The organism is Jiella avicenniae (assembly GCF_021390325.1).
GTDB classification, from domain to species: Bacteria; Pseudomonadota; Alphaproteobacteria; order Rhizobiales; family Rhizobiaceae; genus Jiella; species Jiella avicenniae.
Map to the genome: position 1 here is coordinate 150,225 of NZ_JAJUWU010000014.1, position 12,907 is coordinate 163,131.

General features: G+C 67.7%; 13 protein-coding genes. 1 reads left to right on the plus strand and 12 read right to left on the minus strand.

All coding sequences use genetic code 11. The features are described 5' to 3' along the window. Positions 1–27: 27 nt before the first annotated feature. From LZD57_RS14185 to tesB, 12 genes are all read right to left on the minus strand, one after another. Entirely contained in the window at positions 28–951 is a 924-nt protein-coding gene (locus LZD57_RS14185) for an ABC transporter permease (protein WP_233720136.1), read from the minus strand. Continuing rightward, positions 948–2,045: an ABC transporter permease gene (locus LZD57_RS14190; protein ID WP_233720180.1), complete on the minus strand. Its 1,098-nt coding sequence runs from the start codon at positions 2,043–2,045 to the stop codon at positions 948–950. Before LZD57_RS14190 ends, LZD57_RS14185 begins: the two co-directional genes overlap by 4 nt. A 38-nt stretch (positions 2,046–2,083) precedes the next feature. Beyond that, on the minus strand, positions 2,084–3,673 hold the full coding sequence (locus LZD57_RS14195; protein ID WP_233720181.1) for an ABC transporter ATP-binding protein: 1,590 nt from the start codon (positions 3,671–3,673) through the stop codon (positions 2,084–2,086). Positions 3,674–3,753: 80 nt separating this feature from the next. Next, positions 3,754–4,557 (minus strand): xanthine dehydrogenase accessory protein XdhC, encoded by an 804-nt coding sequence (gene xdhC, locus LZD57_RS14200; RefSeq protein ID WP_233720137.1) that lies wholly within the window; start codon positions 4,555–4,557, stop codon positions 3,754–3,756. Positions 4,558–4,572: 15 nt separating this feature from the next. Further along, the gene (locus LZD57_RS14205) at positions 4,573–4,911 is read right to left on the minus strand and encodes a type II toxin-antitoxin system HicB family antitoxin (RefSeq protein ID WP_233720138.1); all 339 of its coding nucleotides are present in this window, start codon (positions 4,909–4,911) and stop codon (positions 4,573–4,575) included. Further along, positions 4,908–5,165 (minus strand): type II toxin-antitoxin system HicA family toxin, encoded by a 258-nt coding sequence (locus tag LZD57_RS14210; RefSeq protein WP_233720139.1) that lies wholly within the window; start codon positions 5,163–5,165, stop codon positions 4,908–4,910. The genes LZD57_RS14205 and LZD57_RS14210 overlap by 4 nt, the downstream gene beginning before the upstream one ends. An 81-nt stretch (positions 5,166–5,246) precedes the next feature. Then, entirely contained in the window at positions 5,247–7,664 is a 2,418-nt protein-coding gene (gene xdhB, locus LZD57_RS14215) for a xanthine dehydrogenase molybdopterin binding subunit (RefSeq protein ID WP_233720140.1), read from the minus strand. Beyond that, on the minus strand, positions 7,664–9,178 hold the full coding sequence (gene xdhA, locus LZD57_RS14220; protein WP_233720141.1) for a xanthine dehydrogenase small subunit: 1,515 nt from the start codon (positions 9,176–9,178) through the stop codon (positions 7,664–7,666). The genes xdhB and xdhA overlap by 1 nt, the downstream gene beginning before the upstream one ends. Continuing rightward, positions 9,178–9,537, minus strand: coding sequence for a hydroxyisourate hydrolase (uraH, locus tag LZD57_RS14225; protein ID WP_233720142.1), 360 nt, complete (start codon positions 9,535–9,537; stop codon positions 9,178–9,180). Before uraH ends, xdhA begins: the two co-directional genes overlap by 1 nt. Positions 9,538–9,761: 224 nt before the next feature. Next, the gene (locus LZD57_RS14230) at positions 9,762–10,265 is read right to left on the minus strand and encodes a ribonuclease toxin HepT-like protein (RefSeq protein ID WP_233720143.1); all 504 of its coding nucleotides are present in this window, start codon (positions 10,263–10,265) and stop codon (positions 9,762–9,764) included. Then, positions 10,262–10,591, minus strand: a complete 330-nt coding sequence (locus tag LZD57_RS14235) for a nucleotidyltransferase family protein (protein WP_233720144.1) — start codon at positions 10,589–10,591, stop codon at positions 10,262–10,264. Before LZD57_RS14235 ends, LZD57_RS14230 begins: the two co-directional genes overlap by 4 nt. A 109-nt stretch (positions 10,592–10,700) precedes the next feature. Further along, complete coding sequence (tesB, locus tag LZD57_RS14240; RefSeq protein WP_233720145.1) at positions 10,701–11,564, minus strand: acyl-CoA thioesterase II; 864 nt, start codon at positions 11,562–11,564, stop codon at positions 10,701–10,703. Between the two features lie 115 nt (positions 11,565–11,679). On the opposite strand from tesB, the gene LZD57_RS14245 reads away from it, so the two are divergent. Further along, positions 11,680–12,894, plus strand: a complete 1,215-nt coding sequence (locus LZD57_RS14245) for a ubiquinone biosynthesis hydroxylase (protein WP_233720182.1) — start codon at positions 11,680–11,682, stop codon at positions 12,892–12,894. The last annotated feature ends 13 nt before the right edge of the window (positions 12,895–12,907 follow it).

A 12,907-nucleotide genomic window follows, 5' to 3' on the forward strand; every position in this document is an offset into this window, starting at 1 on the left:
CCTTGATCGTGAATGGCGAAGGGTCGGTCAGGCGGCAGCCCGGAAGGGCTTGCCAAGGCAGGCCGGCGCGGCCGTGCCGCCGCGCCTGGCGGCGGAAATGATGGCGAGGACGGCGATGGTGGCGATGTAGGGAAGCGCCGCGAGGACTTCGGGCGCGACCATGTTGAAGCCGGCGGCCTTGGCCTGCAGCTCCATGGTCATGACGAGACCGAAGAGATAGGCGCCGGCGAGCATGCGGCCCGGCCTCCACGAGGCGAAGACGACGAGAGCGATGGCGATCCAGCCGCGTCCCGCCGTCAGTCGCTCGGCCCACATCGGCGTCAGCACCAGAGAGTAATAGGAGCCGGCGAGCCCGGCCATCGCCCCGCCGAAGAGGACGGCGAGATAGCGGACCTTGAGCACCGGATAGCCGATGGCATGGGCGGCGCTGTCGGATTCGCCGACCGCCCTGAGGATCAGCCCGGCCCGGGCCCGGTTGAGGAACCACCAGACGGCGAGGGTGAGGAGAAGGCCGAGATAGACCAGCGGCGAATGGCCGAAGACGAGGCGCAGCAGCGGCGACGAGGTCAGGAAATCCGGGAAGATCGGGCCGAGCGTCGGCGTGGTGATGCCGACGAAGGGCGCGCCGATCAGCGCCGAGACGCCGGTGCCGAAGATGGTGAGCGCGAGCCCCGTCGCCACCTGATTGGCCATCAGGGTGAGGACCAGGACGGCGAAGATCGCCGCGGCGAGCGCCGCGGCTCCCATCGCCGCCAACGCGCCGAGAACCGGCAGGCCGGTAGAGGTGGCGACGGCAAAGCCGGTGACGGCGCCGATCAGCATCATGCCCTCGACACCGAGATTGAGGACGCCGGATTTTTCGACGACGAGTTCGCCGAGGCCGGCGATCAAGAGCGGCGTCGCCGCGCCGGCGATGGTCATCAGGATCGCGACGAGAAGGTCGAGGCTCATGCCGCCACCGCCTTTCCCTTGCCCGACGGCGCCGCTTCCCCCTCGCTCTTGCCGGCCGGCACGCCGGCGGGCGCCGCACGGCCCGAAACGAGGCGGTAGCGCACGAGGATGTCGGTCGCCAGCAGGAAGAACAGCATCATCGCCTGGAAGACGCCCGTCGCCGCCGCCGGCAGTCCGATCGTCGTCTGGGCGCTCTCGCCGCCGACATAGGTCAGCGCCAGCACCATCGCGGCGAGAAGGATGCCGAGCGGGTTCAGCCGGCCGAGAAAGGCGACGATGATCGCCGTATAGCCGTAGCCGGTCGGAAACTGCGGCACCATCTGGCCGAACGGGCCGGCCGCCTCCAGAATGCCGGCGAAGCCGGCAAGGCCGCCGCCCGCCATCAGCGCGATCCACACCGTCGAGGCGGCGCCGAAGCCGCCGAACGCCGCGGCTTTGGGGGCGAGACCGACCACCTTCATCTGGAAGCCCGTGACGGTCCGCGCCATGACCGCGAAGGCGGTGAGCGCCACGGCGGCGGCCAGCGGGACGCCGAGATGGATCAGGGTTCCCGGCACGACCATCGGCAGGGTCTGATCGGCGGAGAACATCGCCGTCTGGGGAAAGTTGAAGCCTTCCGGGTCCATCCACGGGCCGCGCATGAGAAAATAGAGCAGCTGGATGGCGACGTAGTTCAGCATCAGGCTCGACAGGATCTCGTTGACCCCGAGCGTCGTCCTGAGCAAGGCCGGAATCGCGGCCCAGGCCATACCGCCGAGTATTCCGAAAACGAGCATCAGCGGCAGGATCCACGGGCCGGCCATGTCGAGGGTCGCCAAGGCGATGCCCGTGCCGGCAAGACCACCGAGAATGTACTGGCCCTCGGCGCCGATGTTCCAGACGTTCGCCCGAAAGCCGATGGCAAGGCCGATCGCGATGATCGCCAGCGGTGCCGCCTTCACCAGGAGATCCTGCCAGCGATAGGGATTGAACAGCGGCCTGACGAAGATTTCGAGGATCGCGCCGAACCCGTCATGACCGAGCAGCGTGAAGAGCACCGCGCCGACCAGAAGCGTCAGCGCGACGGCGATCACCGGGGCGGCCAGCATCATCATGCGGCTTTCCTGCCGCCGCGGCTCCAGACGAAGGAGGGTCACAGGGCGGGCTCCGGATGTCTCGCGCGGCCGGCGGGCGCCGTTCCATCCTCGGGTTCGGCGCCCCGCCCGGATCCATGAATGCCGCCCATCAAAAGCCCGACGCGCTCGATCGAGATTCCCTTGACGTCCATCGGCTCCGAGAGGCGCCCCTCGTTGATCACGGCGAGCCTGTCGCAGAGCTCCAGAAGCTCGTCGAGATCCTGGCTGACGACGAGGACGGCCGCGCCCTCGGCGGCAAGATCGATCATCGCCTGGCGGATGAAGGAGGCGGCGCCCGCATCGACGCCCCAGGTGGGCTGGGAGACGACCAGAACCGCCGGATTCTGCATGATCTCCCGCCCCATGACGAATTTCTGCAGATTGCCGCCGGACAGACTTCCGGCGGAAGCACCCGGCCCCGTCGCCTTGACGGAAAAGGCGTCGATGACCTTTGCAGCAAAGTCCCGCGCCTTCTTCGCCTTGATGACGCCGCCGGAGGCGAGGCCCATGCGGCTGCGGGCCGAAAGCAGGGCGTTGTCGGCGAGCGACATGCCCGGCACGGCAGCATGGCCGTTGCGCTCTTCCGGCGAGGAGGCGAGCCCGGCCCGCCGCCGCCCGCCGACCGAAAGGCGGGCCAACTCGGTGCCGTCGAGGCGGATCGAACCCGAGACGTTCTTCCGCTCCTCGCCGGAAAGCACGGCCAGAAGCTCGTTCTGGCCGTTGCCGGCGACGCCGGCGATGCCGAAGATCTCCCCCGAGCGGACGGAGAAGGAAACCTTCTTCAGGCTCGTGCCGAAGGGCGGCTCGCCCGGCGCCGAGAGTGCGGCGACGACGAAACGGTCCTCGCCATGGACGCAGCCCGCCTTGTCGGAGAGGTCCTTGAGGCTGCCGCCGATCATCAGTTCGGCCATGGAGCGCGCCGATTCCTCGCGCGGATCGCACGTCCCGACCACCTTGCCGCCGCGCAGGACCGTGGCGGATTCGCAGAGCGCTTTGATCTCGTGCAGCTTGTGGGAGATGTAGAGGATCGAGCACCCCTCGGAGGCGAGGCGCCGCAGCGTTTCGAACAGTTGCTCCACCTCCTGGGGCGTCAGCACCGAGGTCGGCTCGTCCATGATCAGGAGCTTCGGCTGCTGCAACAGCGCGCGGACGATTTCGATGCGCTGGCGCTCGCCGACGGACAGCGTATGGACGTGGCGGTGGGGATCGAGGGACAGGCCGTAGGAATCCAGCACCTCGCGGACCCGCGCCTCGAGTTCGCGCCGCGGCGGCGGCTCGTCCATGCCGAGCGCGATGTTCTCGAGCACGGTCATCGCCTCGAACAGCGAGAAATGCTGGAACACCATGCCGATGCCGAGGGCCCGGGCCTCGCGCGGCGAGCCGATGTGAACGCGCTCGCCGTCGAAGGCGATTTCGCCCTCGTCCGCCTGCTGGACGCCGTAGATGATCTTGACGAGGGTGGACTTGCCGGCGCCGTTTTCGCCGAGCAGCGCGTGGATCGCCCCGGCCGGCACGGCGAAGGACACGTGATCGTTCGCGACGACGCCGGGAAAGCGCTTGGATATGCCCTTCAGCTCCAAACGTGGCGCCCTCGCCTCTACCGCCATGAATTCCTGCCTCACCTCACCCTTTCGACCGCCGGACTATGGCATCCGAGGGCGCCCCCTGCCAAGCTTCACGGCAGCGATTATTCCTGATGTTTTAACAGGCACGTGGCGATCTCCGCCGCCGTCAGCGCCGCGATGACTTCGGGGCGCTTGTCGCGCAGCGCCGAGCCGCCGATCGGCAGCGTCAGCCGCGCGGCTTCGGCCTCGCGTCCTTCCCCGGCCAGATGGCGCCGGAAGCGCTCGCGCTTGGTGGCAGAGCCGATCATCCCGACATAGGCGGCGTCGCTGCGGGCGAGCGCCGCGGCGGCGATCAGGAAGTCGAGGGAATGGTCGTGGGTCATGACCACGTAGCCGGCGCCGGCGGGCGCCTCCTCGACTGCGGTTTCGGGCATGGCGGCTGCGACGGTCCGCACGGCCCCCGTCAGGTCCGTAAGCGTCTCGGGCCGCGAATCGACGAGGGACACGGCCAAGGGCAGCGGCGCGAGGGCCTTTGCCAGAGCCCGGCCGGTATGGCCGGCGCCGAATATGATGACGGCGGGCAGCGCATCCCGCGCGCGCTCAACCTGTTTCGCAAGCTCTTCGAGCAGGGCGGCATCGAGCCGGCGAAACGACAGGTGCACCCTGCCGCCGCAGCACTGGCCGATCTCCGGGCCGAGCGGGACGTCGCACGCGCCTTTGGCCTCGCCCGCCGCAATCATCCGGCGCGCCGTGTCGATCGCCCCGAATTCCAGCCGCCCGCCGCCGATCGTGCCGGTGACGTCGTCGGCCGTCACCAGCATGCGCGCCCCCGCCTCGCGCGGCGTCGAGCCGAGGGCGGTCTCGACGGTGACGAGGATGGCGGGGGCGGAGCGCTGGAGGGCTGCGCGCGCGGTATCATGGAGCACGGTCAATGACACATCTCAACCGCTTTGCGCCGCACGCGCGATCGCTTCCCCCACCCATTCGTTGAGACTTTTTTGTTCGGCCTTTGCTGCGGTCACGGCTGCAGCGTGAAGCGTGGCCTCGATGCGCACATTGAACTTGCCGGAGAAGTTGCGGAACGGCTCGATGCCGTTTTCGGCGCAGGTCTCCAGATAGGCCCGGAGCGACGTCCGCCCCTCCTTCTCGAGGCCCTCCACGCTCGTCGCGTAAAAATCGGCCCCGCCGCTCAGACTGACGAATTCACCCCGAAACATGCCGATTTCGGGATCGAACGTCACGACCGCCTTCTGCCCTTCGATTTCCATCACATTGTTCATGATGGTCTTACTCCGTTGGATTCGAGCCATCTTCGGATACTCGTGACGGCGCCTTTGTCCGTCTCCGGGCTCGGATGAGGTCGATGAAAGACCCGGACCTCACCGAACAGGACGATACAAACCCGCGAGCCCGCCCGCTCTTCCACATGCGCACCGAGTTCGACGAACAATGCTTCGATGGCGTCCCAACGGATGGTACCGCTCACCGGTCGGGCGAATATTGCGTCAAGGGTGCGTTGGTGCCGGCGCCTCATGTATCATGGTACCACGATATAGTACCGATACAACCGACGTCATAGATCGGCCGTCGTTCGTGATGGGCTAAAAGAACCTCCTCAAAGCCCACCCCGAACCGCTTCCACCGCCCACAGCACCCGTTCCGGCGTCGCCGGCGCGTCGAGCCGGGGAAACGTCTTTCCGTCGCCCGCAGCAATCACCGCGTCGGTCAGCGCCGAGAAGACCGAGATCGCCAGCATGAAGGGCGGCTCGCCGACGGCCTTGGAGCGATAGACGGTCTCGGAGCGGTTCTCGCCCTTCTCCCAGATGGCGATCCTGAGATCGTCCGGCCGGTCGTTGGCGGTCGGAATCTTGTAGGTGGAGGGCGCGTGGGTCATCAGCCGGCCCTTGTCGTTCCACCAGAGTTCCTCGCTCGTCAGCCAGCCCATGCCCTGGATGAAGCCGCCCTCGATCTGGCCCATGTCGATCGCCGGATTGAGCGACTTGCCGACGTCGTGGAGGATGTCGGCGCGCAGGAGCCTGTATTCCCCCGTCAGCGTGTCGATCACCACTTCGGAACAGGCGGCGCCATAGGCGAAATAGTAGAACGGCCGGCCGCTGGCGGCCTCCCGGTCGTAGTCGATCTCGGGCGTCGCGTAGAAGCCCGTCGAAGACAGCGAGATCCGCGCCAGATAGGCCTCGCCGACGAGATCCGAAAAGCGCTTCTCGACGTTGCCGATCAGCACCCGGTTCGGCAGGAACACCACCTGGTCGCGCGGCACGTGATAGCGCTCCGCGGCGAAGGCGATCAGCCGGTCCTTGATCGTGCGGGCGGCATTGAGCGCCGCCATGCCGTTGAGGTCGGAGCCGGAGGAGGCCGCCGTCGCCGAGGTGTTGGGCACCTTGGCGGTGGTCGTCGCGGTGATCTTCACCTTGTCGAGGTCGAGCTGGAATTCCTCGGCGACGACCTGCGCCACCTTGACGAAGAGCCCCTGCCCCATCTCGGTGCCGCCGTGATTGAGATGCACCGAACCGTCCTTGTAGACATGGACGAGGGCGCCGGCCTGGTTGAGATGGGTGGTGGTGAAGGAAATGCCGAACTTCACCGGCGTCAGGGCGAGGCCCTTTTTCAAGACCGGGTTCCTGGCATTGAACGCTTTCACGGCCTCCCGGCGACGCCGGTAGTCGGAAGAGGCTTCCAGCTCCTCGACGATCTCGGCGACGACGCAGTCGGTGACGGGCATGTGGTAGGGCGTCACCGCCGGCTCGTCGCCGACCGCCGGATAGAAGTTGCGCTTCCGGACGTCGAGGGGGTCGAGCCCGGTGAGAAACGCGATCTCGTCCATCGCCCGCTCGATGCCGACCATGCCCTGCGGGCCGCCGAAACCACGAAACGCGGTGTTGGAAACCGTGTGGGTCTTCAGCCGGCGCGAATGGATGCGCGCGGCCTTGAGATCGTAGGCGTTGTCGGCGTGAAACATCGCCCGATCGGCAATGGCGGCGGAAAGGTCCCGCGAATAGCCGCAACGCACGACCTGTTCCATGTCGGCAGCGAGGATCGTGCCGTCTTCGGCAAAACCGAGGTCGTAGTCGATCCGCAGCTCGTGGCGCTTGCCGGTCATCTCCATGTCGTCGTCGCGGTCGAGCCGGCATTTCGCCGGCCGCCCGGTCTTGACCGCCACGAGCGCGGCGACGGCGGCGAACAGCGCCGGCTGGCTCTCCTTGCCGCCGAAGCCGCCGCCCATGCGCCTGAGCTCGACCGTCACCGCATGGTCCGGCACGCCGAGCATCTTGGCGACGTTGTGCTGGACCTCGGACGGATGCTGGGTGGAGGAGCGCACGAAAACGTCGCCGTCCTCCATCGGCACCGCCGTGGCGATCTGGCCTTCGAGGTAGAAATGGTCCTGTCCGCCGATCTCGATCCGGCCCTTCGCCCGCATCGGCGCCGCATCCAGTGCCGACGCAGGATCCCCCCGCCGCATCTCGTAAGCCGGCAAAAGATCTGCGCCGGCTGCGTCGGATTGCGCGATGGCCTGGTCGATCGAGATCGCCGCCGGCAGATCCTCGTATTCGGCCTCGGCAAGCTTCGCCGCCGCCCGTGCCTGCGCCTCGGTCTCGGCCGCGACGGCAAAGAGCGGCTGGCCGACATATTGGACGACCGCGCCGTCTCCCGCCATCGGGGGGAAGATCGGATCGTCGCCGAAGACCGGCGAATAGTCGTTCTGGCCGGGAATGTCTTCGGCCGTCAGCACGGCGACGACGCCGGGCGCGGCGCGCACGGCCGAAACGTCGAGCCGGGTGATGCGCGCATGGGCCCGGGGCGACATGGCGATGAACACCTGCAGCGTGCCCGGCAGTTCCGGCTCGTCGTCGGCATAACGGGCCGCGCCCGTCACGTGCTTCAGGCCGCTGTCGTGGGCGGTGGGCGTCGCAACGCCGCCCCTGATCCGCGCCTCATGGGTCGGCGGGCGCTCGTTCAGGGCTGCCATGCCCGGCTCGCCGGCGCCGGAACGGTCCTGGATGCGGGTCTCGTCCATCACGCCGCCCCGCCGATCGTCTCGAGATCGAGCGCATCCGGACCGATGACGGCGATGCGCCCGGAAACCGCACCGGCCTGTTCGAGCTGGAACCGCTTCAACAGGTTCTGCGCCGTCCTCAGCCGGTAGCCGCTCGTCGCCCGCATGTCGGTGAGCGGCGAAAAATCCTGCGCCATCGCGGCCATGGCCTCCGCCACCGCCGCCGCGTCGAAGGGCCGGCCGAGGAGCGCCGCCTCCGCCGCCTTCGCCCGCTTCGGCGTGCCGGCCATGCCGCCGAAGGCGAGCCGCGCCTCGCTGACGAGGTCGCCGTCGAAGGTCAGGCAAAAGGCCGCCATCACCGCCGAGATGTCGCTGTCGAAGCGTTTCGAGATCTTGTGGGCGAAGAAACGCTGGTTCTCGGCGAGGCGCGGCACCTCCAGAGCGGCGACGAACTCGCCCTTGGCCCGGTCCTGCTTGCCGTAGTCGATGAAGAAACCCTCCAGCGGCAGGAGGCGCAGGTCGTCGCCCTTCCGCAGGAACAGTCGCGCGCCGAGCGCGATCAGGCAGGGCGGCAGGTCGCCGATCGGCGAGCCGTTGGCGATGTTGCCGCCGACCGTCCCGGCATTGCGGATCTGGTAGCCGGCAAAGCGGCGCAGCATTTCGGAGAGGTCCGGATGGACGGAGCCGAGCACGTCCCGCGCCGCGCGGTGGGTGACGGATGCGCCGATATAGATCTTGTCCTGCCGCTCCTCGATCATCATCAGGTCGCGGACCTTCGAGACGTCGATCAGGAGCGGCAGGTCGCGATACTGCTTCGTGACCCACAGCCCGACGTCGGTGGCGCCGGCGACGAGGATCGCCTCGGGATGGGCGGCATAGGTGTCGGCGAGATCGTCGACGTCGGTCGGCGCGAACCAGCGATGCCCGCCGAACTCATAGGCGAAGACCCCCTCGCCTTCTATTTCGGCAAGGCGCATGGACAGCGCGGCATCGGCCGCCCCCGTGTCCGGCACGGGCTCGCCGGCGAGCTCCAGCCCCGCTTCGACGATCGGGCCGTAGCCGGTGCAGCGGCAGAGGTTTCCGGAGATCACGTCCTTGACCGACTGGCGATCGGTGAGCGCGCCGGTCAGCCAGGCGGAATGGAGCTGCATGACGAAACCCGGCGTGCAGAAGCCGCACTGGCTGGCGTGGTTTTCGACCATCGCCACCTGCAGCGGCGTCGGCCCGTCGCGGCCGAGATGCTCGATGGTCTCGACCGAGCGGCCGTTCATGGCCGGGAGAAACTGGATGCAGGCATTGACGGAGCGGCGCGACAGGCCCGCCTCGCCGTCCGGCTCGGCCAGAAGCACGGTGCAGGCGCCGCAATCGCCCTCGGCGCAGCCTTCCTTGGTGCCGGTCAGGCGCTCCGTCTGCCGCAGGTAGTCGAGGAGGGTCGTGGTCGGCGACACGCCGGACACCTCCCGCGTCTCGCCGTTGAGAACGAAGCGGATCGGTCGGCTCGCCGGGGTCGCCGCCGGTGTCGTCGCCTGCGTCATCAGCTGCCCCTGTAGGTCGAATAGGCGTAAGGGGAAACGAGCAGCGGCACGTGATAATGCGCCCTCTCGGAAATGCCGAAGCGGATCGGCACGACGTCGAGAAACGCCGGCTCCGGCAGATCGACTCCGAGGCTGCGGAAATAGTCGGCGACGAAGAAGGTCAGCGCATAGTCTCCGGCCTGCATCTCGTCACCCGCCAGCAGCGGCGTATCGACCCGCCCGTCGGCGTTGGTGGTCACCGCCTTCAGCGGCTGCATCCCGCCATCGGCCATGCGCGCGAGCTCGATCCGGATGCCGGCGGCGGGCCGGCCATGCATCGTATCGAGGACATGTGTCGTGAGCCGCGCCGCATCCGGCATGAAGGCACCTTTGGAAATTTGACCATACGGTCAAGCAATGTGCACTGCGATGCGAGCCGTGTGCAAGAAAAGACTGGATCTTGCCCTCCGGACCCCACCGGCAGTATCCGGCCAATCCCCATCATCATGTGACGGAGCAACGACGGCGCGACGGACTCGTCTCGCGATCCCGGCCGTCCCGATTGCGCCTCGACGGCTGGACCGCAGAGAGGCTCGCCGCGATGTCAGTCCTGTTGCGGATCGCCCGGTGCCGGCGGATCGACGACATCCCGAAAACTGGCGATTGCAGCCGGAAGCGTCGTGGCAAGGCGGCGGGCCGCTTCGATCGAGGGACCGGCCAGGGCAGGTTCGAAATTGTCGTAGTCGTGGGTTGCTCTGTGTCTGAACCGGCGCGACTCGTCGACATCCCTGGCGACGTCGGCCGGCAGGATCGCCGGACGGACCCGACCCGGGATGGTCACCGGGCGTGCGACTCGTTTGACGAGATCGCGGTGCGACTGTTCGCCACCCGGCGCCTCCTCACCGAGGATTTCAAGAATGCGTTTGAAGGCCGCTTCCAGGGACGTGTGAGCCGACTGCATCGAATGCATCAGCGCCATCTTGGCCCGATATCCATCCAGCGTCTCTTCCTCGAAGCCGCCCCGGTCGAAGAGCGCGGCCGCCTTGCCGTAATGGCCGCAGGCCGCCGAGATGTCGTCGTCGACCTCGATCCAGCGCGTATCGGTCATGGAACGACCAGACCCTCCGCCCGAACCCGTTCGAGGAAGGGGGCCGTCATCGTGCGGGCGTCGTGAATGTCGGCCGGAATGCGATGGAAGGCGCAGGTTTCCTCGACGAAATTCCAGGCCTTTGCGGTCCGCTCGACCGGAAATTCCACGAGAATGTCGAGATCGCTGTCGAAGCGCATGGTCTTCCTGACATAGGAGCCGAAGACCGTGAACGTTCCCTCTCCGGCTCTCGCGAAGGCCGCGAGAGCTTCGACGACGGCATCGGCCGCACGCCGGCGGCGCGCCGCTTCGTTCGCCTTTCGCTCGGTGAGGGTCGTGACCTGCATGGCGATGAACCATTGTATCGATGCGATGGATTTGGCGCCCTTGGCGATTTTCCGCAAGTCGCAGCCTCACTTGCTCGACGGGCGAGACCTATTTCCGCCTCCCTCGCCGTTATTCCTGCCGCCGCGGCCGGATCAGACCTTCCTGCGCGACCGAGGCGATCAGCGTGCCGTCGAGGGCGTAGAGCGAGCCGCGGGTGAGGCCCCGGCCGCCGGAGGAGGACGGCGAATCCTGGGTGTAGAGCATCCAGTCGCAGACCCGCGCCGGGCGATGGAACCACATGGCATGGTCGAGGCTCGCCGCCTGCACCCGCTCGTCGAAGACCGACAGGCCATGGGCGAAGAGCGCCGTGTCGAGCAGCGTCATGTCGGAGAGATAGGCGAGGACGACGGCGTTCGTCACCGGGTCGTCGCCGATTTCGCCGCGGCAGCGAACCCAGATGTGCTGGTAGGGATCGAGCTTCTTGCCGGAAATGTAGTGGTCGAGCACCACGGGGCGGAACTCGATCGCCCGCGGCCGCTTCCAGTAGCGCTGCACGGCGCCGGGCGCGTTCTTCAGGATTTCTTCCAAGGCCTCGCCATGGGGCAGTTCGTCGGGCCTCGGGATGTCCGGCATGGTGATCTGGTGTTCGAAGCCCGCCTCGTCTCTCTGGAACGAGGCCGACAGCGAGAAGATCGCCGCGCCGTGCTGCATCGCGACCACCCGGCGCGTGGTGAAGGAGCCGCCGTCGCGGATCCGGTCGACGGTGTAGACGATCGGCACCTTGGGATCGCCGGGCCGCATGAAATAGGCGTGCAGCGAATGGCAGACCCGCTCGCTCGGTACCGTGCGGATCGCCGCGGACAGGGCCTGGGCGATGACCTGGCCGCCGAACACCCGCTGCCATCCGTAATCCGGGCTGGTGCCGCGAAACAGATCCTCCTCGAGTTTTTCGAGGTCGAGAACGGCCAGAAGCTGTTCAACCGGGTCGCTCATCCATAGATACTCCGCACGTTGCGCCGTTTTCCGTACAGCCTGGCTGGCCGGAGCGCAAAGACCTCTGCCGGAGTTTGAGACGATGAGCGACACCTCCCTTCCGACCCCCGCCGAGATGGTCGACGTCCTCGTCGCCGGCGCCGGCTATGTCGGCCTGACCACGGCCGTCGCGATCAAGCAGGCGGCGCCGCATCTTTCCGTCACCATCGTCGACGCCGCGCCAGAGGGCGTCTGGGAGAGAGACGGCCGCGCCTCGGCAATCGCCGCTGCCGCCGTCCGCATGCTCGGCCAGTTGCGGATCTGGCCTGAGATCGAAGACGAGGCCCAGCCGATCACCGAGATGATCGTCACCGATTCCAAAACCGGGGACGCCGTCCGGCCGGTCTTCCTCACCTTCGGCGGCGAAGCGCGGCCGGGCGAACCCTTCGCCCACATGATGCCGAACGTCGCCCTCAACGGGGCGCTCCGCCGGCGCGCCGGCGAACTCGGCATCGCCATTCGCCAGGGCGTGGCGGTCCGGGGCCTTTCCGACGCGATCGGCCATGTCGAGGTCCGGCTGTCGGACGGCGAGACGCTGGGCGCCCGGCTGCTCGTCGCCTGCGACGGCGTCAAGTCGGCGATCCGCGACATGGCTGGCATCCGCACCCTGCATTGGGACTACGGCCAGTCCGGCATCGTCGCGACCGTCGCCCACGAGCGCCCGCACGAAGGCCGGGCCGAGGAGCATTTCCTGCCCTCCGGCCCCTTCGCCATCCTGCCCTTGAAGGGCAATCGCTCCTCGCTGGTCTGGACCGAGCCGACCCGCGAGGCCGAGCGGCTCGTCGCCTCCGACGACATGGTCTTCGAACTCGAGCTCGAACAGCGTTTCGGCCACAAGCTCGGCGCCCTCACCGTCGAAGGGCCGAAGAAGGCCTTTCCGCTCGGCCTGACGCTGGCGCGGGACTTCGTGCGGCCGCGCATCGCGCTCGCCGGCGATGCCGCCCACGGCATCCACCCGATCGCCGGCCAGGGCCTCAATCTCGGCTTCAAGGACGCCGCGGCACTCGCCGAAACCGTCGTCGACGCCGAACGCCGCGGCCTCGACATCGGCGCCCTCGACGTGCTCGAGGGCTACCAGCGTTGGCGCCGCTTCGACACGCTGCAGATGGGCGTCACCACCGACGTGCTCAACCGCCTGTTCTCCAACGACATCGGCGTTCTGCGCATGGCCCGCTCCTTCGGCCTGTCGCTGGTCGACCGCGCCCCGGCGCTGAAGGACTTCTTCATCGGCCAGGCGGCGGGGCTGACCAAGGGCCCGTCACCGCGGTTGCTGAGGGGCGAGGCGATCTGAAAACTGCCATGGC